Source organism: Flavobacteriales bacterium (assembly GCA_025210805.1).
GTDB lineage: Bacteria > Bacteroidota > Bacteroidia > Flavobacteriales > CAJXXR01 > JAOAQX01.
Genome location: JAOAQX010000033.1, coordinates 1 through 23,636 on the forward strand (window position 1 = coordinate 1; position 23,636 = coordinate 23,636).

At 34.2% G+C, this 23,636-nt stretch carries 19 protein-coding genes and 1 CRISPR repeat array; of the genes, 13 read left to right on the forward strand and 6 right to left on the reverse strand.

Annotation, left to right across the window (positions count from 1 at the left end; genetic code table 11):
- Nucleotides 1–277: 277 nt before the first annotated feature.
- Together N4A45_12885 and N4A45_12890 are read right to left on the reverse strand one after the other, a co-directional pair.
- Nucleotides 278–2,272, reverse strand: a complete 1,995-nt coding sequence (locus N4A45_12885) for a hypothetical protein (GenBank protein MCT4666114.1) — start codon at nt 2,270–2,272, stop codon at nt 278–280.
- Nucleotides 2,273–2,387: 115 nt separating this feature from the next.
- Nucleotides 2,388–2,651, reverse strand: a complete 264-nt coding sequence (locus tag N4A45_12890) for a hypothetical protein (protein ID MCT4666115.1) — start codon at nt 2,649–2,651, stop codon at nt 2,388–2,390.
- 195 nt (nt 2,652–2,846) lie between these two features.
- Here N4A45_12890 and dxs point away from each other — a divergent pair, with 195 nt between their 5' ends.
- Nucleotides 2,847–4,763, forward strand: coding sequence for a 1-deoxy-D-xylulose-5-phosphate synthase (gene dxs, locus N4A45_12895; protein MCT4666116.1), 1,917 nt, complete (start codon nt 2,847–2,849; stop codon nt 4,761–4,763).
- 88 nt (nt 4,764–4,851) lie between these two features.
- On the opposite strand, the gene N4A45_12900 is transcribed toward dxs, so the two are convergent.
- The 4 genes from N4A45_12900 to N4A45_12915 form a co-directional block, all read right to left on the reverse strand.
- Nucleotides 4,852–6,675, reverse strand: coding sequence for a cation:proton antiporter (locus tag N4A45_12900; GenBank protein MCT4666117.1), 1,824 nt, complete (start codon nt 6,673–6,675; stop codon nt 4,852–4,854).
- 420 nt (nt 6,676–7,095) lie between these two features.
- Nucleotides 7,096–7,632, reverse strand: a complete 537-nt coding sequence (gene rimM / locus N4A45_12905; protein MCT4666118.1) for a ribosome maturation factor RimM — start codon at nt 7,630–7,632, stop codon at nt 7,096–7,098.
- 132 nt (nt 7,633–7,764) lie between these two features.
- Nucleotides 7,765–8,292, reverse strand: coding sequence for a 30S ribosomal protein S16 (locus N4A45_12910; GenBank protein MCT4666119.1), 528 nt, complete (start codon nt 8,290–8,292; stop codon nt 7,765–7,767).
- 316 nt (nt 8,293–8,608) lie between these two features.
- Entirely contained in the window at nt 8,609–9,310 is a 702-nt protein-coding gene (locus N4A45_12915; GenBank protein ID MCT4666120.1) for an adenine nucleotide alpha hydrolase, read from the reverse strand.
- Between the two features lie 273 nt (nt 9,311–9,583).
- Between N4A45_12915 and N4A45_12920 the strand changes: the two genes are divergently transcribed.
- The 12 genes from N4A45_12920 (at nt 9,584) to cas2 (ending at nt 22,941) form a co-directional block, all read left to right on the forward strand.
- Nucleotides 9,584–10,393, forward strand: coding sequence for an SDR family oxidoreductase (locus N4A45_12920; GenBank protein ID MCT4666121.1), 810 nt, complete (start codon nt 9,584–9,586; stop codon nt 10,391–10,393).
- Between the two features lie 77 nt (nt 10,394–10,470).
- On the forward strand, nt 10,471–10,830 hold the full coding sequence (locus N4A45_12925) for a DUF2809 domain-containing protein (GenBank protein MCT4666122.1): 360 nt from the start codon (nt 10,471–10,473) through the stop codon (nt 10,828–10,830).
- Nucleotides 10,831–10,982: 152 nt separating this feature from the next.
- On the forward strand, nt 10,983–12,305 hold the full coding sequence (locus N4A45_12930) for a 2-oxo acid dehydrogenase subunit E2 (protein MCT4666123.1): 1,323 nt from the start codon (nt 10,983–10,985) through the stop codon (nt 12,303–12,305).
- Between the two features lie 74 nt (nt 12,306–12,379).
- Complete coding sequence (locus N4A45_12935) at nt 12,380–12,910, forward strand: DUF2892 domain-containing protein (GenBank protein ID MCT4666124.1); 531 nt, start codon at nt 12,380–12,382, stop codon at nt 12,908–12,910.
- Between the two features lie 65 nt (nt 12,911–12,975).
- Entirely contained in the window at nt 12,976–13,806 is an 831-nt protein-coding gene (locus N4A45_12940; GenBank protein ID MCT4666125.1) for a WG repeat-containing protein, read from the forward strand.
- A 300-nt stretch (nt 13,807–14,106) separates the two neighbouring features.
- The gene (locus N4A45_12945) at nt 14,107–14,658 is read left to right on the forward strand and encodes a thioredoxin family protein (GenBank protein MCT4666126.1); all 552 of its coding nucleotides are present in this window, start codon (nt 14,107–14,109) and stop codon (nt 14,656–14,658) included.
- A gap of 70 nt (nt 14,659–14,728) precedes the next feature.
- Nucleotides 14,729–16,051: a polysaccharide deacetylase family protein gene (locus N4A45_12950; protein ID MCT4666127.1), complete on the forward strand. Its 1,323-nt coding sequence runs from the start codon at nt 14,729–14,731 to the stop codon at nt 16,049–16,051.
- A complete protein-coding gene (locus N4A45_12955; protein MCT4666128.1) occupies nt 16,035–16,469 on the forward strand; it encodes a hypothetical protein in 435 nt (144 codons plus the stop codon). The genes N4A45_12950 and N4A45_12955 overlap by 17 nt, the downstream gene beginning before the upstream one ends.
- A gap of 425 nt (nt 16,470–16,894) precedes the next feature.
- Complete coding sequence (cas9, locus tag N4A45_12960; GenBank protein ID MCT4666129.1) at nt 16,895–21,136, forward strand: type II CRISPR RNA-guided endonuclease Cas9; 4,242 nt, start codon at nt 16,895–16,897, stop codon at nt 21,134–21,136.
- Nucleotide 21,137: 1 nt separating this feature from the next.
- A complete protein-coding gene (locus tag N4A45_12965; GenBank protein ID MCT4666130.1) occupies nt 21,138–21,485 on the forward strand; it encodes an HIRAN domain-containing protein in 348 nt (115 codons plus the stop codon).
- Nucleotides 21,486–21,716: 231 nt separating this feature from the next.
- Entirely contained in the window at nt 21,717–22,622 is a 906-nt protein-coding gene (gene cas1, locus N4A45_12970) for a type II CRISPR-associated endonuclease Cas1 (GenBank protein MCT4666131.1), read from the forward strand.
- A complete protein-coding gene (cas2, locus tag N4A45_12975) occupies nt 22,600–22,941 on the forward strand; it encodes a CRISPR-associated endonuclease Cas2 (GenBank protein MCT4666132.1) in 342 nt (113 codons plus the stop codon). The genes cas1 and cas2 overlap by 23 nt, the downstream gene beginning before the upstream one ends.
- Before the next feature lie 59 nt (nt 22,942–23,000).
- Nucleotides 23,001–23,516: direct repeats of the CRISPR family, unit length 48 nt; unit sequence GTTGGAATTACCTTCGGTAAAAATACAATTTCGGAATCAATTCACAAC.
- Nucleotides 23,517–23,636 lie beyond the last annotated feature (120 nt).

Genomic DNA, 23,636 nt, shown 5'->3' on the forward strand with positions numbered 1-23,636 from the left:
AAATCCAGTAAGAGTTCCGCTCTCATCTTATCAATGATCTTTGCAATTCATCGAAGCAACGCTGTGCCTTGTCTCAATTGCGAGGGCAAAAGTAGAAATCTTTTTAATTAAACGTATGCCTTTTGTTAAGTTTTTTTGAAGATTTTTTGCTATGCGTTGATATATAGTGAGTTTTTAATTGAGATTTAGTTAAAAGGACCGTACAATTACTAAAAACAGTACTGCTACATTACAAAATACAGTTCAACTATATTGAAATAACAAACCTCTACAACTCCTACTTCCCTCTTCTTTCTTTCAAATTCCTCTTTTTCTTAGGATATTTTTTTCCCTTAGGGCTTTTATCTCCTTTTTTAGTAGTTCCTTCTTTCTTGTTTCCTTTTTCGGTCATCATAGTTGTAGAAACTCCTCCCATTGCTGATTCTGTAACTTGCTTAACCATTCCAAAACCTTCTGCATACCATTGTGTAACCGTACTACTCAAATCTATATTCGAAATAAACGCTGGTAAATCTCCTTTAGTGGAAGGCTTCTTTTGCATGGTCGCATTGTTTCTACTCACAACCTTATAACAGTCTAACTCACCCATTGGGGTTTTTATTCTTTCTTTACTTTTAACAACTCGATCAACTAATTCATAATTGAACTCTACACTAAACCCATCGAAAACTTCTCCTTCAATTGCAAATTGTGATTTTGGCAATTTATCTAATACAGTTAGAGGTGTTGGAATTTGCAATCCCTTACCTTTTGGAATGAATTTAGCTTTTCTGAGCCCACTCTTAATTGACGAAACTAAAGAACTCATATCCATCACAGCATAAATTCCATCACAAGTGATACTTGTTTTAAATTGATCAATAACAGTCCCTATCTGATCTCGAACCATTACACTGACATACACTCTTTGATTTCCTAATGAATCATTCACTATAGCTGACACCGTGTTTTCCGAAATAGTAAGCTGCCCACCTACTTCGGAAGTATAGTTCCAATAGTCTCCAACTTTAAAATTAAAAAGACTTCCACAGGCTTTCGTTACCGGGTCGTTAATACATTCTTCCATGGGGACAAGTTCATAATACAAACTTCCAGCCTCCATAACAGAATCTCCTGTATAAGTAAGATAAATAGTAATAGGTACAACGGTATCGCATTCCCCAGATATTACCACAGGCAGGTTCCAGTAATCCACTCTTTCCTCCAAGTACTCTATACTATGTTGTACGTGTTCACTATTCTCCATGGGATAAATGGAAAGCACATATCCTTCAGGAATATCCATATAAAACTCTTTAGTCGTATAAGAGTTCAACATTCCAATGTCCTTATAATTCAACTCTGGCAATAAAGAAAAACTCATATCCATATCAAAGTACCCAACGGTAGGAATCACTTGATCTTGATTATCAACTATTTCATTATTCCTAAGTTTTACCATAAACTCATGAATCAATCGATCTACGTGCTTTTCGTGAAAAATCTGATGCATTTTTGACACATACTGTACAGAATCTTCTGCCTCTATTCGCAAAAGAGTATTGATTAAATCATCAAATTTTGTAACACCTAATTGCTCTTCTATGTATTTCATAAGAGAAAAGGAGGCATAAGCTATAAAAGGTCGTTTCCCAAGATCCAATTGAAATCTATATTCCATTTCTGTACCTCGAACAATTTTTGATGTGAGATATTCTGTAAACCCTTCATTCCACCATTTATCCATTACTGAATAATTGCCTTCAAAGTCAAAATAGTCTCTATTGAAACAATGACAAATTTCGTGAGTAAAGATAAACTGTTTCTTCCTCCAAGAAAAAGGTCTAAGTTTTGAGGCCTCTACCATTATATAACATAAAGAATCTGAAGAAAAGTCATTAGTTACTGCAATTTCTTCTCCATCTATATAAGGATCATCATCTCTTAATGTAATAATCATGTTTTTTTGTACCCCACCCTTTCCTTGTAACCAAGTGCGTGTCTCGGTAACAGACTCCATGGCTTTATTTATCAATGACTGTTTACCTGGGTTTGGATTTTTCCCCCAACTTTTGGGAGTAACAATTATATCCTTGCCATTTTCATGAGGATGCGCCCAACAACCTCTACCTCCTCTTCCGTCCTCTGCTTGGAAATATATCCGTAACATCGTCATTGCCCCTTCAGTGTTTTCATCAATCCCTGCTTCTCTACAGGAAATAGCTTGAGAATGTACACTTACAGCTTCAAATAAAAACAAGACAGTCAGCAAAAGAAACTTATTAACCTTCATAAAGTGTTATCTATTGATTATCAAATACTAATATAATATATTAAAACTAAAAAACCTCAGCTATTTATTTAAAAATACAACTGAGGCTTATAATTTATAAGTAGAAATAAGTTTTCTACAAAGCGTCTACTTCTTTCTCGAAAGATTCTAAACTTGTAGTTAAAGAAGTGTGAAGTGCTCTATAATGTTCCTTCTTATTTTCAGCGTTTTTGTTAATTTCCTTAATAAGATCAAAGTAAGCATTGGCCAATCGATCTACCAAGTCTCTACTTTTATCATTATTTTCTTGACTTGTAGCAATTTCCCATATAAACACCTCTTCGATAAGGTCTGCAAAGGCATATTTTGCCGTCTTCTTAAAGTCACGAATACTTGACATAATCTTTAGATTTATAGTTTTATGATGCAAATATATACTATAATGATAAATAAACATCCTCTTAAACATAATCCTAAGGCAATAATCACAAGTCCGATTTATCACATATTTTAAAGCTCTCCAACGAGAATTAAGACAAAAATCCTAATGCTTTTTGTACCTTTGAATTTAATTATAATACAAAACCAACCAACGATGGGATATAAAGCTGGGGAATTGCTTTCTAAAATAAATTCACCTAAGGATCTTAAAAAACTTACTATTGATCAATTACCACAAGTTTGTCAAGAACTTAGAGAATTTATCGTTGATATTGTTTCCGAAAAGGGTGGACATTTTGGAGCAAGTCTTGGTGTGGTAGAACTTACCGTAGCCATTCATTATGTTTTTGATACACCAGAAGACCAACTTGTTTGGGATGTAGGACATCAAGCTTATGGACATAAGATACTCACAGGACGAAGAGATGTATTTCATACCAACCGTGTTTACAAAGGTATCTCTGGATTTCCAAAAAGAAGTGAGTCTGAATATGACACTTTCGGCGTAGGTCACTCTTCTACTTCCATTGGTGGAGCATTAGGAATGGCAGTTGCTTCCGCTCTAAAAAATCAAGATAAACAACATATTGCAGTTATTGGAGATGGAGCGATGACTGCTGGACAAGCTTTTGAAGCTTTGAATCATGCAGGATTCACCAATAGTAATCTTCTTGTGGTTTTGAATGATAATGATATGAGTATCGACCCAAATGTTGGAGCTCTGAATCGTTATTTAACAGATATTACTACTTCTTCTACCTACAATACCCTAAAAGATGATGTTTGGCATTTACTTGGAAAACTTAGTAAACTAGGTCCAAACACGCAAAAAATTGCTCAAACAATGGAGCACTCTGTAAAAAGCTTAGTTCTTGAACAAAGTAATTTATTTGAATCGCTCAATTTTAGATATTTCGGACCCACCGATGGGCATAATGTAAAACGCCTCGTAAGAAGATTAAAAGATCTTAAAGACATTTCAGGGCCGAAAATCCTTCATATCCGAACAGAAAAAGGTCATGGATACAAGCCAGCCATGGATGGAAACACAACTACTTGGCATGCTCCAGGGGTTTTTGATAAAAAAACAGGAGAGATTGTTAAAAGTAATTCAACTACTCCAAAACCTCCAAAATATCAAGATGTTTTTGGACATACAATCATTGAACTGGCTAAAGAAAATGAAAAAATAGTAGGAATTACCCCCGCTATGCCTACAGGTTGTTCTTTAAAATTCATGATGGATGAAATGCCCGAAAGAGCATTTGATGTGGGAATAGCAGAACAACATGCCGTTACATTTTCGGCAGGAATGGCTACTCAAGGGCTCGTTCCTTTTTGTAATATTTATTCATCATTTATGCAAAGAGCATTTGATCAAGTGGTGCATGATGTTGCCTTACAAAAACTCAATGTCGTTCTTTGCTTAGACCGTGCAGGACTTGTGGGTGCCGATGGCCCTACCCATCATGGAGCTTATGACATTGCTTTCTTTAGGTGTATTCCACATATGATCATTTCTGCCCCTATGAACGAGGAAGAATTGAGAAACCTGATGTACACCGCTCAACTACCAGACCAAGGAACATTTGTAATCCGCTACCCTAGAGGTACAGGAGTTATGGTGGACTGGAAAACTCCTATGAAAGAAATTCCTATCGGAAAATCTCGTGAGCTAAGAAAAGGAGATGAAATTTTAATTCTCTCTCTCGGACACGTTGGGAATATGGTTGCTGAAGTTTGCAATGAAATGGCAGAAGAAAATATCGAACTCGGGCATATAGACCTCCGATTCGTAAAACCACTGGATACAGAACTTCTTCACAAGGCTTTTAAAGAGTATAAAAAAGTAATCACCATTGAAGATGGAACTATAATGGGAGGAATGGGATCTGCAATTCTTGAATTTATGGCAGAAAACGATTGCTTACTTCCGCTAAAAAGATTAGGGATTCCTGATGAATTCATTGAGCACGGAACACAAACAGAACTTTATGCAGAATGTAATTATGATGCTCCTGCACTAAAAAAAGCCGTACTAAGTATGATGGGAAAAGCTGAAATGGCTTAGTTCCTAAAAAATATTGATTATAAAAAAATAGCATCATCGGCTTCGATGATGCTATTTTTTTTATGCGAATATGAATTCGATCGAAAAATTAAGCCAACTTTTTACCTAAATACACCAATTGAGAACTTTTGTCCAAATACTCCTCTAGGTTCTCATCAACAGAACTGATAATGTGAATCGCGTCATTTTTTGTTTTAATAAAAAGAGGAATTTGGCTGTCATTACTATTCATCTGTGCCAATAAGTTTTGATATCCTTCTGCATTTTCGATAGCTACTTCATGGATGTGTGGATAGTTATCCGCAATATTTGCTAAATTATTATAATCGTCAGTTCGGGTAAAAAAGGTTTGATTATCTCTAGATTCTGAGATGAGTTCTTGTTTTGACGCTAAACGAAACGAACCGTTTTCACCAAAATGCTTGGCATATTTGTCCAATGCATACTTATTAATCTCTGCATTTCCTGTTAATGCAAGTAAATATCCAATATCATTGAACTCTATATTATCTGCCAATTCATCAGAATAGATATTCTGGGTATAGGATTCAATCCCCGATTTATAGGCTAGATTGATATTATTCTGATTATTATCCACCAAAACCACATGTCTTCCATTGTCCATCAAATATTGAGCAATTACTCTTGATACTTTAGAAGCTCCGATGATCAGAATTCCATCACTTTTATTAAGAAATACACCTAAGAGTTTTGCTACTAATCTCGCCGTGGTAGCATTAAGCAAAACAGTTCCCAAAACCACCATGAAAACTAAAGGAGTAATATATTCTGCTCCCTGTACTCCTTGCGCCATCAACTTGCTCCCAAATAAAGAAGCAATTCCCGCCGCTACAATTCCTCTGGGTCCTACCCAACTGATAAACAACTTTTCTTTTGTCTTCAGTTTTGAAGACATAGAGCTTGCAAAAACAGCCAAGGGTCTAATGACAAAAGCAACCAAAAGAAAAAGAACCAAAGTTTCCCAACGGAATAATAATACGAGATCACTATAATTAATATTGGCAGACAAAAGAATAAACAGAATTGAAATAAGCAAAACACTCAGGGATTCTTTAAAATAAAGAAGCTCCTTAATACTATCAAGCTTACTATTCCCTATCACCATTCCCATAACAACAACGGCAAGAAGACCTGATTCATGTGCAAAAATCTCCGATTCTACAAAAACCAATAACACTACAGAGAGTGAAACAACATTGAGCAAATAATGGGGAATAAATTTTTTGTTAATTGCATAAACTAGTGCATGAGCAAAGGTAAAACCAAAAGTGGTTCCGAAAAGGACAATTTTCCCAAACTCAATAAGTGCAGTTTTTGTAAAACCTATTTCTCCACCCACCGAAATAAATTCAAAAACCAATACGGCAACAAGCGCTCCAATGGGATCAATCAAAATCCCTTCCCACTTGAGAACAGTAGAAATATCTCTTCGAAGAGGAATATTTCGTAAAATGGGAGTAATCACAGTAGGTCCAGTAACAATGATCAGTCCAGAGAAAAGAAAACTAATATCCCAGTTGAGTCCAAAAAGATAATGCGAAACAACAGCTGCACCAAAAAACGTAATGGAAGAACCTACAGTTATTAGCTTTGATATTACAGGTCCCACATTGCTTATTTCACTTCTTTTGAGCGTAAGTCCTCCTTCAAAAAGAATAATACTAATAGCTAAGGATACAAAATAATAGAGACTTTCACCTGGAAACAGACCTTTTTCCCCATTCCAGATGGGCTCAATCCATTTTGAACCATCTTCATTGATAAACTCTGCAGCAATTGGCCCCACCAAAAGACCTATAAGAATAAGTGGTAAAATAGCGGGTATCTCAAATTTCCACGCTACCCATTGAGCCAAAATACCCAATATTATTATTCCTGCTAATTCTACCATAATTTCATTTTCTTTTAGTTGAATCCTAAAATACTCATTTTTTTTAAAGATTTATCAAAAATAATCTCCTGAAACATGATAGTAGAGAGAAAACGGGATTAAACAAGGGAAATAGGGTGTGATAAATATTTTATCAAAAAACGCCCGAAAAACAATAAGCCCCCCTTCGATTAGCTTGTCCCGATTTTTCGGGAGGGGAAGAGGGATGTTTCTCAATGAAAATCCACAATGATAGACGTTAATTACTTAATATGATGTGCAGAAAATTTGTTATTCTACTTCGATTCGAGGTGGAACATCCCCCTACCCCCTTCAAAGGGGGATTTTCACTAGAAAAATATCTCTTAATAAATTAAACTGAAAATATTTCAAATCAAACATGTCCAAAATATTACAATACCTATTGGGAAATGATTTCATTTAATCTTCTTCCAAATATAAATCTACCAAACCAGAAGGTGTGTTTACAAAAATTATTTTATTTTTCTTATCTACTTTTTGATAAATACCATCCACTAAAGGTATGAGAATCTCCTTTTCATCTTTTTTCACATACAAGATATCTTGAGCGGTATCTTGTCTAACAAAAGCCACTTTTCCAATATTTCCAAGATTTTCATCTTGTACTTCATAATTCTCAATTTCATGGTAATAAAATTCCTCATCAGCTAAATCTGGCAATAAATCTAGGGGTAGAAAAATTTCACTTCTCAATACTTTATACAAGTCTTCTTCATGATCAAAGCCTTCAATATGCATCAAAAAAGTATCATTTTTTAAAAATTGACATTTTGTGAGTGGCAAAGGAACCAATTCTCCTTTAAAATCAAAAAGTGCAACATCAATTCCTTCATATCTATGAATATCATCGGCATCGAAACGAACAATAAAATCCCCTTTATATCCGTGTTTCCTTAGTACTTTTCCGAGAGAAAAACAATCTTGGTGTTGTAACATCGTGTTTTATGTTTAGAATCCGTTTTCAAAAAATCTATAAAAAAACTCCAAGCCTTTCGGTCTTGGAGTTTTTATTTCTCAAATTTAGAATCTTGTTCCTATTGGTGAATCAATATCCACAATAGTTAAGTCCTATTCTTCTGCTGGAGTTTCTTCTCCTTCAGCAGCTGCTTCTTCTTCAGCTGGAGCTTCTTCCTCAGCTGGAGCATTTTTTGCAGCAATAGCTTCCGCTTTCTTAGCGTTCACTTCTTTTTCTTTTTCAAGTTTTGCAGCAGCAGCAGCTTCTTCAGCTTTCGCTAATCCGTCTTTTTTGCTGTCAATAGCCTGACCTTTTTCTTCCAACCAAGCTTGAAGTTTTTTCTCTGCTTGCTCTTCTGTTAAAGCTCCTTTTCTTACTCCTTCTAAAAGGTGTTTCTTCAATAGAACTCCTTTGTAAGAAAGAATGGCTCTTACCGTATTTGTAGGCTGAGCACCTGTCATCATCCATTCAACAGCTTTATCGAAGTTAAGTTCAATAATTGCTGGGTTTTCAATTGGATTATAGGTTCCGATTTTTTCGATAAAACGTCCATCACGCTTTGATCTTGCATCTGCTACTACGATATGGTAAAAAGGTCTCGCCTTTCTTCCGTGTCTTTGCAATCTAATTTTTGTTGCCATAGAAAATCTTTTTGAGGTACACGACCTCGATTGATTAATAGTTTAAGGATGCAAATTTAGGATATTTTTTTCGATTTGGATAATACTTTTCCTAGTATTTATATGAATCAAAATTCAAAGAGCAATATCTACATAATCACAACCTTAAAAATTAAAAGATCTTTAGTGGATATATCAATCACAAGGACTAATATCAAAATTTGAAAACTTATACCATTTATGGTGTTAATTTACTCATAGGTATAATGCCGATACTTGCTAAAAGCCAGTTATGAACGCAGTGAAATAAGTGGGTGATTTTAGCAAGTAATCGGTATTACTCACCTTTAGCAGGAAGTAAATCCAAAAACCAATAATCAATAGTTTCTCCATCCATAGCATTGGGTTTAGGATAGCTTCGTTTTATTTTTTCACCAATTTCAAATGCAACTGGCTTTGAAAATATGGGGCCATCATAACAAAATGTATGAAATTCTCCATTTTCGCCACAAGGATCCACATTTTCAAGCAATTCATTAATGAAATTTTGATCAATCTCTCTACCTAAGAAAGAAGGATCTAATTGTTCTCCATTTAAACTAACAAGAATTGTTCTAAAACCTAGGGCAAGAAACTCTTCCAATAATTCCTTAGTATTTTTCTTCCAAAGCGGAAAATAACATTGAATTCCTTCTAATTGTTCTTCTCGATAAGTTCTTAAATCTTCCAAAAAGATATCTCCAAAACCACAGGCCTTATATCCTTCTTTCTTTAATTTATCTACCACACTGGTCATCATTTTTTGATACTCTTCCATAGTAGGATTTTGTGGTAAATCTATCGTTGTATGTGGCAAACCAATAGCTTTCACCTGCGACTCAAGCAAACTACGCCTTAGTCCATGCATAGATACTCGATCATAATGAGTATTTACAGATGTAAGTAATCGATCTATATGAAGATTCTCATCTTGCAGTAAATAATATAAAGCCAGAGCCGAGTCCTTTCCCGAACTCCAATTGAAATAAGTTTTCTTCATAGTTTTCACAATTCACTTTTCTCCTTCAATAATCTACTAAGAACATTTTACTGCTCTTTTTTTCTATAATACTTCAGCGTAGATAAGACTTAACAAGGTATCAAAAAATATCTTTCTTACGTATATAGATTCTGATAATAAATATGAATATAAGGTAAAAACAAAAACATTACACAATGGTTTTTTGTCATATTTCAATAGAAAAAGAAGATATATAGAAAGGATTCGAAAAAATGTGATAATTTAGATTTTTATTTAGCAAAAGAAGAACCTATGAATAACTTACTAAAAGGTAAAAAAGGAATTATTTTCGGAGCATTAAACAGCAGTTCAATTGCCTGGAAAGTAGCAGAAGTGTGTCATGAGCAAGGTGCTGAGTTTGTCTTAACAAATGCCCCAATTGCTATGAGAATGGGAGAAATTAACGAATTGGCTTCTAAAACAAATTCGGAGGTTATTCCTGCCGATGCAACTTCTATGGAAGATCTTGAAAACCTTTTTACAAAGGCTCAAGAAATTTTGGGTGGAAAAATAGACTTCGTCCTTCACTCTATTGGAATGTCTATCAATGTTCGTAAAAAACGTGCTTATACGGATCTTAATTATGATTTCTTCCAAAAAGGAAATGATGTGTCTGCATTGTCTTTCCACAGAGTATTACAAACAGCTTATAAACTGGATGCAATTAACGAATGGGGATCAGTACTCGGTTTGAGCTATATCGCAGCTCAACGTTCTTTCCCAGACTATTCTGATATGGCAGACAATAAAGCAATGCTTGAGTCTATCGCAAGAAGTTTTGGATACCACTACGGGAAATCTAAAAACGTGAGAATAAATACCATTTCTCAATCTCCAACTATGACTACAGCAGGTAGTGGAGTAAAAGGTTTTGATGGTTTTATCAATTTTGCCGATAAAATGTCTCCTCTAGGAAATGCCGATGCCTTGGAATGTGCAAACTATTGTGCAATGATGTTCTCAGACTTAACTAAAAAAGTTACCATGCAGAACCTCTACCACGATGGTGGATTCTCTAGCACAGGAGTAAGCCAAGAAATTGTAGATACTTTTAATTCTTAAAAGTAAATATTTCTAAAAACAATATAAACCCGAAGTAATCTATTTTCTTCGGGTTTTCTTTTATACTAAAAAATGATATGAAATTTAGACTCCACTTTCCTTCCCTTTTGATTTTCCTCGGAATTCTAATCATTGAAATTCTTATCGCTATTTATATCAAGGGTGGTTTTATCAGAACCTTTGTGGGCGATGTTTTAGTAGTCGCATTGGTTTATTTTTTTGTAAGAAGTTTTATAAAGTCTACACCGTGGAAGGTGGTTTTAGGCGTATTTATTTTCGCTTGTTTAGTAGAATTTGCTCAATATTTTAATGTCGTAGAGATTTTAGGGCTTGAAAACAATGCCCTTGCCAGAACCATCATAGGAACTACTTTTGACTGGGGAGATATTGGTGCTTATGCCGTTGGATGCGTGTTTCTTTTGGGAATTCGTAAATAGAGCTTTCAATTTGATATCTTCTACAGATATCGATAATTATGAGAAATATCATTCTAAAGAAAATCCGATTAGAAAACCTTTCAAAAATCCCTCAAAAAAAGCTAATTTTGTCCAACATTTTTTAGACATTTTTCAAATATCAAAATATAGATATGGCAAAAGTAGAACTTATTATGCCCAAAATGGGTGAGAGTGTTGCCGAGGCTACCATTACAAATTGGGTAAAGTCTGTAGGTGACACCATTGAAATGGATGAAACGGTTCTTGAGATCGCAACAGATAAAGTAGATTCAGAAGTTCCTTCACCCGTGGCTGGTGTTTTAGTGGAACAACTTTTTAACGAAGAAGACGTAGTAGAAGTTGGTCAAGCCATAGCCATCATAGAAACTGAAGGTGGAGCAGAAGAAACTGCCGCTCCAGCAACTTCCAATACAGAAACTGCCGCAGCTAAGGTTGAAGAAACTGTTGCAACAGCAGTAGAGTCTGTTTCAGGAGATCAAGGAGCTATCGGAAAATCTTCACCAGGTGGAAAATTCCTTTCTCCATTAGTACGTTCTATTGCTGCTGAAGAAGGAATCAATCCATCAGAACTTGATGCAATCAAGGGTACAGGAAAAGAAGGAAGAATTACTAAAAACGATATCCTTAGCTATGTAGCAGATAAAAAAGCAGGAAAAACAACTCCTGCCCCAAAAGCTGCTCCTGCTCCAAGTAAACCTGCTCCAGCAAGCAAAACTATCCAAGCTCCATCTGTACCAGTAGGTACCAATGACGAGATTATTGAAATGGATAGAATGCGTAAGCTTATTGCAGACCACATGGTGATGTCTAAGCATGTTTCTCCTCACGTTACTTCTTTTGTTGAAGCAGACGTTACAGAACTTGTAAACTGGAGAAATAGCGTAAAAGGTGATTTCAAAAAACGTGAAAAACAAAATATTACTTTTACGCCTATCTTCATTGAAGCTGTAGTAAAAGCCATAAAAGATTTCCCAATGATTAACGTTTCTGTTGATGGAAACAAAATCATTAAGCATAACGATATCAATGTAGGAATGGCTACGGCACTTCCTTCAGGAAACTTGATTGTTCCAGTAATCAAACATGCTGATGAGAAAAGCCTATTGGGAATCACCAAAAATGTAAACGACCTTGCAAACCGTGCAAGAAATAATAAATTATCACCAGACGAAATTTCTGGAGGTACATTTACTCTTACAAACGTTGGTGGATTTGGAAATGTAATGGGAACTCCTATTATTAACCAGCCTCAAGTAGCTATTTTAGCCGTTGGAGCCATCCAAAAGAAACCTGCAGTTTTGGAAACAGAACATGGAGACGTAATCGCTATTCGTCACAAAATGTTCTTATCTCTTTCTTATGACCACCGTGTGGTAGACGGATCTCTTGGAGGTTCTTTCTTGAGAAGAGTAGCAGACTATTTAGAACAATTTGATACCACAAGAACGGTATAATTTTATGATACTCTAAACAACAAAAAGCGAGCAATCTCGCTTTTTGTTGTTTATACCCACAAAAAACAAAACAGATGCTAAACCTTTATTATACGTATAACAGAGAGATAAAATTTATCTTAATCGCCTTGTTTTTAGGCGGTGCTGTTTGGCAATTTATGGAAGGAAATATTGGAAATGGTATTTTTCTTACCCTTCTTCTTGCCATTGCCATATTATTGGTCTTCTTTAATGAATTTATCATTCTAGCACTTTTTCAGATGCAAAAAAATGATTTGGCTAAAGCCGAAATGCATTTGAATAAAATAAAAGCACCACACAAACTAGTAAAGAAACAACACGCTTATTACCATTTTTTAAAAGGAAATATGCTGGCTCAAACAAACCTCAACGGTGCAGAAAAGCATTTTAAACAAGCCGAAAAAATTGGACTTAAGTCTGGACAAGATTTAGCCATGGTAAAACTAGGACTTGCAGGAATTGCCATGAGTAAAAGACGTAAAATGGAAGCTACAAAACTCTTAAACGAAGCCAAAAAATTGGACGAAAAGAAAATGCTAGCCGAACAAATAAGAATGTACAAACAGCATTTGAAAAGGATTTAAGCCTTTATTTTTCAATAGAAAAAAACATAAAACTTCTTACCTTTGCTGGGTTAAGAAGTTTTTTTATGCCCAATAAATTTACCAAAGAGGTCATTACCATTGTTATCACTCTCATGACATTCGCTCCTATTTGGGGACAGAACATTAGAATGCAAAAGTATTTTCAAGAACAGAGCTATTTTCCATATAGAATTGGTGATAAGTGGGGATTTTCCGATGGTTTTGGGAAAATAAAAGTGTCTCCTCAATTTGACAGAACTTTTCCATCTCCACTAAACAGTTATGATGAATATCCTATGGTGGTTCTACAGAACAATGCTTACTTTTTCTGGAACAAAAAAGAAAAAAATAGAGACACTACTGGATATAAGCATATTAAACAAGATTATCCTCTAGGTTATAGAATCACACCTTTTGAAGGAGAAAAATTCTGCTTAGATTTTCGCAAAAAACCTATTGATTGTTCAACAATATTTTGTGGAGGCTCATATTCTGGCAGTGATTTTCATTTTTATAAAGTAGGGAACAAATATGGAATCGCCTATAACAATTTTAACTTAAAAAAAATAAAGCTTCCTGCCGTTTGGGATAGCTACAACCTACCTCGAGAAAGCGCATTTGCCGTAGTGGAAAGTAATGGAAAGAAGGGATTGATAAACAAACTGGGTAAACTTATTGTCCCACTACATTACGACGAAATGGATTACCTAAACCATTCAGCCGTTCTGATTGTGAAATACCAAGATAAGTATGGTGTCATAAACAAGAAAAATGAAGTGGTTATTCCTTTCAAATACGATTCTATTAGAAGAGAACACGGTACTTTCCGAGCCCAAAAAGGGAATTTATCCTATTATTATAGTCCTGTTTTTATCAAGCTATATCAGGAAGAATAGTTATGCCCCATAAATCTTAAAAGGAGATTTAGAAATAGGCTTTCTATACCCACTACTTACTAAATAACTCACTTATTCCTATAAGTCAATTAATACCTTAATAGTAGAATAATTCAAAACGAAAAAATGAAGATATATTGGGCTAGAATGATATCATTAAAATACTTGGTACAAATCTTGCCCATTTCTTTTTATATAAACCTTTCTTTTGGTGAAAAAACCTTAAATTGGTGACAATTATACCAAAATCGATTTCATTTTGGTGTAAATTTGCTAAAGATATACAGAACAGAAAACAACATGAAACGCATATTAACCCTAACAAGTCTATCACTTCTTCTTTTTAGCTCTTGTGGTTCTACTACCACAAAGAATATTGCTAAAGATGCTGAAAATGACAACAATAAAATAACAAAAAAGGAAGTTGTTACTCCAAAAGCAGCACCTATTAAAAAAGTAACTAAAGCGGAAAGTAATTCTCCAATAAACTGGGTAACAGATATTAATCAAGCATTCTCAATGGCGGAAAAAGAAAATAAACCCGTTTTTGTTTTCTTTACAGGAAAAGACTGGTGTGGATGGTGTAAAAAACTGGTTGCACAAGTTTTTCATCAAAAAGAATTTGTGGAATATGCCAATAAAGAATACATCATGCTTGAGTTGGATTTCCCAAGAAGAGATCGATCAAAAATAACTCCACAGATGGTACAAATGTCCCAACAACTTGGAGTAAGAGGATATCCTTCGGTATTTGTTATCTCACCAAAAAAAGAAGTTCTTGGGAGAACAGGTTACCAAAGAATGAACGCCGCTCAGTATATTGAGCATCTAGAAGCCTTTAGAAACAAATAATTATATTAATAGATTGGGAAATCTGAAAACACGTCATAGTTTTATGGCGTGTTTTTTTTATCTTCGAAAAATGGAAATCCTCATTTATTCCCAACACAAAACCAGCAGAGTTGCCTATACCTTTAAGCAGGTATTCTCAGTGCTTCTTAAAATACCCTACCGTATTACACAAGATCTTCAAGAATTTGTGTCTTACAACGGTCCAAAATTTTCTTATGCAAATAAAACGATTCATCAAGATCTTCATTTTCATGCACAAGGACTTCTTTGGGAAAAAGGAATAGGATACCCAGAAATAATTTTAGGATACCATAAATCTACCCCCTGTATTTTTCAACATGGAAACCATGAAAGCGCTTTAAATTTTGATCCATTTTCTGCTATTTTCTTTTTCCTATCGAGATATGAAGAATATTGGGCACATATAAAAGATACACACGGCAGATTCCCCGCAAAAGAAAGTTTCCTTTATGAAAATGGTTTGCTCGAAAAACCCTTGGTGGATATTTGGGCCTTATTGGTATTTGAAAAAATACAAGAAAAATACCCCGAAATTCCCAAACCCAAAAGAAGCTTTAAGGCCATAAATAGTTTAGATATTGACTCTGCCTATGCTTACCGAGCAAAAGGGATTTTAAGAACTACTGGAATTCTAGCAAAGAAATTATTTAGGTTTGAATTAGGAGCAATTTTTGAAATCATCTCGGTGCTCCTAAAAAGAAAAAAAGACCCTTATGATACTTTTGATTTTATTATCAAAAAAAGAAAAGAATATCCAAAAGTAGATCACTTGTTTTTTATTCTTCTCGGAGAATACGATACCTATGATACCAATATTCATCCGAAACAAAAAAGTTTTCAGAGTATCATAAAGAGCCTTGCAGATTATGGAAAAGTAGGTATTCACCCTTCTTATCGTTCCAATACCGATATTCAAATCCTTAAAAAAGAGATTAAAACACTTCAAAATATTATTCATAGGGAAGTAGAAAACAGTCGACAACATTTTCTAAAACTAACTATACCAGATACCTACAGGAATTTGATAGAAAATAATATCGAAACAGATTATACCATGGGATACGCCTCTGTAAATGGCTTTAGAGCAGCTACTTGTACGCCTTTTGCGTTTTATGACTTAGATTTAGAATATGAAACGCCTCTACAAATCACCCCTTTTTGTGTTATGGAATCTTCTCTGTATTATTATCAAAAATTGAATCCTCAAGAAGCAAAAGCCAGTATTAACCGCTTGGTAGAAGAAGTGAAAAATGTAGATGGAACTTTTGTAAGCCTTTGGCATAATGAAAGCTTATCAGAGACAGGACATTGGCAAGGTTGGCAATCTGTTTATGAACATCTTATCAAAAAAATGAATGATGCCCTGGATTAAATACCTCACCATTATTTTACTCGCAACCGTGAAGTTTGCCATGGCACCTCTAAGTGCAATTCCTATGGGAATTACGGGTAAAACACTCTTTTTATGTATGGTTTTTGGAGGTTTTTTGGGCTTCTTTGTGTTCTATTATCTAGCAGATTTTTTCTTACTACAAATGGGTATTAGACAACAAAGAAAAGGAAAAGAACGAAAAATCTTCTCAAAAAAAAATAGACTGGTTGTAAAGATGATGAGAAAAAATGGATTACTTCTTCTCGCACTCCTCACTCCTATCCTACTCTCTATTCCCTTCGGTGCTTTTCTTGCAATTAGGTATTTCCCAAAAAACAAACCTATCGTACTGTTTATGATGCTTGGTGGAATCTTGCTTTGGGCAGGGATTTTCACTTTTGGACGGGGATTGATATAGATAAAAGAAAACGACCAACTCAAAAGAGCGGCCGCTTTAAATGTTTTCACAACGGAATAATCCTTATTGTGAATTGATTCTGAAATTGTAATCCAAATATCCGGTTTTTTTTTGATTCTACCAAATTCAAGACTTTTTCGCACGCTTCTTGAAGACTCATTTTGACATTTCTTGTATCATTTTTTATGAATTTTACAACAAATTGTTGTTTTATTTACCTTAAAAACCTTCGAAACAATTAATTTAAACAGAAAAATCACCCCAAAGGGTGATTTTTTAACTGAATTAAAAAATATAACTTTATTCAAAAATAGAGGTAATACCGATTATTACTAAAATACTCACTTATTTTACTAGTTTTTAATTGATTTTTAGCAATGTATCAGTATAATTCCGATAGATAAATTAACGATAAAGGATATAAAATGAATAAAGGAAACACAACAGTAAAAAGAGTACTTGGATTAGATCTTGGGACCAATTCTATTGGTTGGGCATTGGTGGAAGAGCATCAAATTGATAAGAAAGTAATTGATGGGTCAATTATAAAACTTGGTGTTCGTGTGAACCCACTTACGGTGGATGAAAAAACCAATTTTGAAAAGGGAAAACCCATCTCGACCAATGCAGACAGAACCCTCAAAAGAGGAGCAAGAAGAAATCTCCAAAGATTTAAACTAAGAAGAGAGAACTTGATAGATGTATTAAGAAAACATGGCTTCATTGACAAAGAAACCGTGCTAGCTGAAAATGGTAAAAACTCTACACACAATCTCTTAAACATTAGAGCAAAATCGGCTAAAGAAAAAGTATCTCTTGAAGAGTTTGCAAGAATCCTATTGGCAATTAATAAAAAAAGAGGATATAAAAGTAGTCGAAAAACCAAACAAGAAGCAGACGGAACAGCCATTGACGGTATGGGAGTGGCTAAAATACTTTATGATGAAAACTTAACTCCTGGTCAATATGGATTACAACTGTTAGAAAATGGGAAAAAATACATTCCAGATTTTTATCGCTCGGATTTACAGAATGAGTTTGACCTTATTTGGGAGCAACAGAAAAGATATTATCCAGAAATTCTTAATAACGAATTATATCAGGCACTCCAAGACAAAAACAAAAGCCAAACATGGGCAATATGTCAAGAACCATTTAATATTGTAGGTATAAAACTAACAGGAAAAGCTGATGAACAAAAAAGACAAAGATTCTTATTTAGGACTAAAGGATTAAATGAAAAATTAGAACTAGAACATCTTGCCATTGCTTTGCAAGAAATAAATAACGACAAAAACAAATCGAGCGGTTATCTAGGAAATATTAGCGATAGAAGTAAAATACTCTATATAGATAAAATAACGGTTGGAGAATTCTTGTATAGACAAATAGAAAGAAATCCACATACTTCCTTAAAAAATCAAGTTTTTTATCGTCAAGATTATCTGGATGAATTTGAAACTATTTGGGAAACTCAGGCAAAATTTCATTCTGTATTAAATCCAAAACTAAAGGAAGAAATACGAGATATTGTCATATTCTATCAAAGAAAATTAAAATCTCAAAAAGGGTTAATTAGTTTCTGTCAGTTTGAAAGTTGGAGAGAAGAAAGGAAAGATAAAAATGGTAATATTATTATCAATAAGTTAACCGATAAACCAAAAATGCGTTGGGCAGGAGCTCGAGTAATTCCAAAATCTTCCCCTCTATTTCAAGAATCTAAAATTTGGCAAGGACTTCGTAATTTAAAATTTGTCAATAAAACTGAAAATGAAGTTATTGATTTTAAAAAAATAGATCATGAAATTCGAAAAGTAGTTTTTGAAGAACTTAATCTTCGAGGTGATTTAAAGCCAAATGAAATTCTAGATGTTCTCAACCCATATTATGCTATTCGTAAGAAATCTAATTGGAAATGCAACCTTGAAAAAATTGAAGGAAATAGAACCAATAAAAGTCTTTTCAATGTTTATCAATTAATTGCAGAAAGAGAAGGGTATGGTTTTGACTGGAACAAAAAAACGGCAAAAGAAATAAGAGAAGAACTAAAAGCTATCTTTCCATCTCTTGGGATCAAGGCAGAAATATTAGATTTTAACAGCCATTGTGAACAATATGACAAACAAGCCAGTTATCAGCTCTGGCATTTGCTCTACTCTGCAGAAGAAGATGACAAAATAACACCAGAAGATCGAGAAATTTATGGAAATACAGATGTTAAACTAAGAAAAGTTCTGCACAATAGATTTGGGTTTAAACCTGAATATACCAAGTTGGTTTCCAATATTTCATTGTCTGATGACTATGGTAACTTATCCACAAGAGCACTCCGAAAAATAATGCCATTTCTTCAAGATGGACATGACTATTACGAAGCCTGCAAATTGGCTGGATATAACCATTCTAATAGTTTTACTGCAGAAGAATTGGCTAAAAGAGAACTTAAAGATCGTTTGGAACTATTAACCAAAAATAGTTTACGCAATCCAGTAGTGGAAAAAATTCTGAATCAAATGATTAATCTCATTAATCAAGTTTGTGATACCTATGGTAAACCTGATGAAATAAGAATAGAACTTGCTCGTGAACTTAAAAAAACAGCTAAAGAAAGAGCTGATGCCCAAACATTCATCAACAAATCGACAAAAGCGAATGATGAAATAAGAAAAATCATTGAAAAGGACTTTGGTTTTAAGCCTACCAAATCGGACGTGACTCGTTATAAACTTTGGGAAGAATTAGGAAAAAACGGCTATAAAACCATTTTTACCAACACTCAAATTCCAAAAGAAAAAATATTCTCTAAAGAAGTAGATATCGAGCATATAATTCCAAAGGCATTATTGTTTGATGATTCTTTCTCCAACAAAACATTGGCTTATAGGGAAATAAATATTAAAAAAGGAAGCAGAACAGCTATTGATTTTATAACTGAGGATTATCATTCTGAATTGGATGAATACCATGCACGAGTAGAAGACTTGTACCAAAGCAAAGCTATATCGAAGGGTAAGTACAAGAAAATGTTGATGTCTGCAAAAAATATTCCTGATGGATTTATAGAAAGAGACCTACGAAACAGTCAATATATTGCTAAAAAAGCAAAAGAATTATTGTTGGAAGTATTCCCAACAGTTGTAGCTACATCAGGGAGAATTACAGATAAACTTAGGAAAGATTGGGACTTAATTAATATCATGAAAGAATTGAGTTTGCCTAAATATCGTGCTTTGGGGCTAACTGAAATCGAAAAAAGATGGGATTCTGGGCAAGAGAAAGAAAAAGAAATTGAGGTTATAAAAGATTGGACAAAAAGGAATGATCATCGCCATCACGCCATGGATGCTTTAACTGTAGCTTTTACGACGCATAATCATATTCAATACATTAATTATTTAAATGCCAGACGAGATGAAGACCACAAAAAACATAGTAATATCATTGCTATTGAAAACTTAATTACTTCAAAAAAAGAAGGGAAAAATGGTAAAACTAAACGCGTCTATACTCCACCCATGGAAAACTTTAGACAAAAGGCGAAAAAGCAGATTGAAGAAATCCTAATTTCCTTTAAGACAAAAAACAAAGTAGTTACCAATAATATAAACAAGGCAAAAGGAGATCATAGAGAAGAGAATAGAAAACAGAAAACACCTAGAGGACAACTTCACAAAGAAACGGTTTACGGAAAATCAAAAAGACTTGCTCAAAAACCACTGAAACTTTCTAAAAAAACTTCTTTAGATCAAATTGATTTGATGGTTAATAAAGAGCAAAAACACGTTGTTTTACAGCATCTTCATCTATTTGAAAACAATCCTCAAATTGCTTTTGACACAAAAACCTTAAAGAAAACACCTCTTCTTTGGAAAGATGAACCACTTAAAGACGTTTCTGTTTATGAAGAAATTTTCACCATACGAAAAGAAATAGGTCCTGATTTAAAGATCGATAAAGTAGTTGATGAAAAGATTAGAATTATCCTCAAAAATAGATTGTCAGAGTTTGGAAATAATGCAAAAAAAGCCTTTTCAGACTTAGAGAAAAATCCAATTTGGCTTAATAAGGAAAAAGGAATCGCTATAAAAAGGGTAACCATTACTGGTGTAAGCAATGCCGAAGCTCTTCATTATAAAAAAGACCATTTTGGCAATGCCATTTTGGACAAAAACGGACAAAAACAAGCAGTAGATTTTGTAAGTACAGGAAACAACCACCACGTAGCCATCTATAAAGACGAAAAAGGAAATCTACAAGAAAAAGTGGTTTCTTTTTATGAAGCCGTAGCAAGGGTCAATGAAAACCTACCGATTATAGACAAAAGTTTCAACCAACAAAAAGGTTGGGAGTTCCTATTTACAATGAAGCAAAATGAAATGTTTTTGTTTCCTTCTGAAGATTTTGACCCTACTACCATTGATTTAATGAATGCAAAAAATAGCGCTCAGATAAGTAAACACTTATTTAGAGTGCAGAAAATTGCTTCGAAGAACTATATGTTTACTCATCACCTAGAGACTCAAGCAACTACAAGTCAAGATTTGAAAAGTTTGAAAGCTCTGATTGGAAAAAAATACTATTTCATTCAGAGTACTGTTGGTCTAAAAAACATTATCAAAGTTAGAATAAATCACATTGGAAAAATAGTTCAAATAGGAGAATACTAAAATGAACAGACTAGAATTTCTACAAAACTTAGGGCTTGGAGCAGGAGGATTACTTCTGCCCAAGCACCTTATCAAACGATCGGAAATAAAGATATATGATAATTATATCCGAGGTATGCACCATTACCAATATCAAGAAATCAGAAAACAAATTCAAATAGGTAATCCATTGATATTAGAAAGAGATGCCGAAAATATTTATGATAGCTATGCTGTAGCCATCTTTTGGAATGATGCTAAATTGGGCTATTTACCCGCCTACGAAAATATTGTTATCGCCAATGTGCTGGATAATGGGGTAGAACTAAAAGCTCAAATAATACCATTTACGGTGTTAATTTACTCATAGGTATAATGCCGATACATTGCTAAAAGCCAGTTATGAACGTAGTGAAATAAGTGGGTAATTTTAGCAAGTAATCGGTATAAGTCAACATAAAACAGACATGGGATATCGGAATATTTCCGTGGCAATTTTTGCCGATTTAATCAGCCTCACCCAAGAATGGCAAAAGAAAATAGATGATCTCCCCTAGGATGATCAAAAAGATTATTACCGAGGTTTTTAACACTCATTCCAATGAAACGCTCTATACTCATACAAAACCCTGCTTATCTCAAAATAAAAAACAAGCAACTCAAAATCATCGAACCTGAAACCCAAAGGGAATTGGGTTCGATCCCTTGTGAAGATATTGGTTATTTGATATTAGAACATCCTCAAACCACCATTACTTTACAAGTCATCCAAGAATTGCAAAACCATAAGGCAGCAATCATTAGTTGTGACAATTTCCATATACCTCAAGGTTTGATGCTTCCTTTTGAAGGGCATAGCCAAATGCAAGAACAACTTAAAAACCAAATAAACTGTTCGGAGGCACTCAGAAAACAACTTTGGAAACAGACGGTTCAGGCGAAAATAAGCAATCAGCAATTGGTTTTACAAATATTAGGGAAACCTCATGGGCAAATGGATGATTATCTCCAAGGAGTAAAAAGTGGTGACAGCACCAACAAAGAAGGGCAAGCCGCCAATTTTTATTGGAAACATCTTTGGCAAGAATTCACAAGAGACCGCTACGGAGATATGCCCAATCCTTTGCTCAATTATGGTTATGCCGTCTTGCGATCTGCCGTTGCTAGAGCCTTGGTGAGTTCTGGACTAAACCCCAGTATTGGAATTTTTCATAAAAATAAATACAACGCTTTTTGTTTGGCAGATGATATCATGGAGCCTTATCGTCCTTTTGTGGATTATTTGGTGTATCAACTTTTTGACTCCAATAAAAAAATCGATAAAATATCCCCTGCTATCAAGCAAAATTTATTACAAATATATACCTCAGAAGTTTTAATAGCAGATAAAACCAAATTATTTATGGAAGCCATTAGAACCACCAGTGCAAGTTTATCGGCTTGTTTTGCCCAAACAAAAAGAAAAATAATTTATCCTGAATTTTATGTTACCCCAAAACCATTTTAATGCCTACCGAATTATGTGGCTCTTTGTATCCTTTGACCTCCCTACAGAAACCAAACAAGAAAAAAAATCGGCTGCAAGATTCCGAAAAGAATTATTGAATTATGGCTTTACCATGTTTCAGTTTTCCATCTATCTACGCCATTGCCCTAGTAGAGAACATGCCCTAATGCAACAAAAAAGAGTACAAAGTTCATTACCTAAATATGGAAAAGTGATGATTCTTTCTGTAACCGACAAACAATTTGGGGATATCCTCCTCTATCATGGTAGGAAAGAAGAAAAGCCTAAGGCAGGATCTCATCAACTATCGCTCTTTTAATTTTCTTAATCCAAAAAATCCTTCAAAAGCTCTTTAAATTCGGGCTTTTGAAGGATTAGGTTGGAATTACCTTCGGTAAAAATACAATTTCGGAATCAATTCACAACAACCCCATTTAACGTGTATTCAGAATCAAAGTTGGAATTACCTTCGGTAAAAATACAATTTCGGAATCAATTCACAACTATTGTTGGGATTTAAAGAACGCACATAATGTTGGAATTACCTTCGGTAAAAATACAATTTCGGAATCAATTCACAACTCAACTATTAAACGAAACATTATGAAAAAAGTTGGAATTACCTTCGGTAAAAATACAATTTCGGAATCAATTCACAACCCATTTTTGATTGTTAAATGCTTATTGATTGTTGGAATTACCTTCGGTAAAAATACAATTTCGGAATCAATTCACAACTCCCCTTTTGCAACTTCTACTCCGTTGTGGGTTGGAATTACCTTCGGTAAAAATACAATTTCGGAATCAATTCACAACTTTATATATATTACATATATTATTTATTTTGTTGGAATTACCTTCGGTAAAAATACAATTTCGGAATCAATTCACAACTATTAATTACTCCAGTGACCTTGCAGGGTCGTTGGAATTACCTTCGGTAAAAATACAATTTCGGAATCAATTCACAACTATTGTTGGGATTTAAAGAACGCACATAATGTTGGAATTACC

Bases quoted from the DNA above. Each gene is read 5' to 3' on its own strand.
- N4A45_12925 (MCT4666122.1), top strand. From the start codon at position 10,471: ATGAAATTTAGACTCCACTTTCCTTCCCTTTTGATTTTCCTCGGAATT.
- N4A45_12885 (MCT4666114.1), bottom strand. From the start codon at position 2,272: ATGAAGGTTAATAAGTTTCTTTTGCTGACTGTCTTGTTTTTATTTGAA.
- cas1 (MCT4666131.1), top strand. From the start codon at position 21,717: ATGAAACGCTCTATACTCATACAAAACCCTGCTTATCTCAAAATAAAA.
- cas2 (MCT4666132.1), top strand. From the start codon at position 22,600: ATGTTACCCCAAAACCATTTTAATGCCTACCGAATTATGTGGCTCTTT.
- N4A45_12950 (MCT4666127.1), top strand. From the start codon at position 14,729: ATGGAAATCCTCATTTATTCCCAACACAAAACCAGCAGAGTTGCCTAT.
- dxs (MCT4666116.1), top strand. From the start codon at position 2,847: ATGGGATATAAAGCTGGGGAATTGCTTTCTAAAATAAATTCACCTAAG.
- N4A45_12945 (MCT4666126.1), top strand. From the start codon at position 14,107: ATGAAACGCATATTAACCCTAACAAGTCTATCACTTCTTCTTTTTAGC.
- N4A45_12890 (MCT4666115.1), bottom strand. From the start codon at position 2,651: ATGTCAAGTATTCGTGACTTTAAGAAGACGGCAAAATATGCCTTTGCA.
- N4A45_12900 (MCT4666117.1), bottom strand. From the start codon at position 6,675: ATGGTAGAATTAGCAGGAATAATAATATTGGGTATTTTGGCTCAATGG.
- N4A45_12920 (MCT4666121.1), top strand. From the start codon at position 9,584: ATGAATAACTTACTAAAAGGTAAAAAAGGAATTATTTTCGGAGCATTA.
- rimM (MCT4666118.1), bottom strand. From the start codon at position 7,632: ATGTTACAACACCAAGATTGTTTTTCTCTCGGAAAAGTACTAAGGAAA.
- cas9 (MCT4666129.1), top strand. From the start codon at position 16,895: ATGAATAAAGGAAACACAACAGTAAAAAGAGTACTTGGATTAGATCTT.
- N4A45_12930 (MCT4666123.1), top strand. From the start codon at position 10,983: ATGGCAAAAGTAGAACTTATTATGCCCAAAATGGGTGAGAGTGTTGCC.
- N4A45_12955 (MCT4666128.1), top strand. From the start codon at position 16,035: ATGATGCCCTGGATTAAATACCTCACCATTATTTTACTCGCAACCGTG.
- N4A45_12965 (MCT4666130.1), top strand. From the start codon at position 21,138: ATGAACAGACTAGAATTTCTACAAAACTTAGGGCTTGGAGCAGGAGGA.
- N4A45_12910 (MCT4666119.1), bottom strand. From the start codon at position 8,292: ATGGCAACAAAAATTAGATTGCAAAGACACGGAAGAAAGGCGAGACCT.
- N4A45_12940 (MCT4666125.1), top strand. From the start codon at position 12,976: ATGCCCAATAAATTTACCAAAGAGGTCATTACCATTGTTATCACTCTC.
- N4A45_12935 (MCT4666124.1), top strand. From the start codon at position 12,380: ATGCTAAACCTTTATTATACGTATAACAGAGAGATAAAATTTATCTTA.
- N4A45_12915 (MCT4666120.1), bottom strand. From the start codon at position 9,310: ATGAAGAAAACTTATTTCAATTGGAGTTCGGGAAAGGACTCGGCTCTG.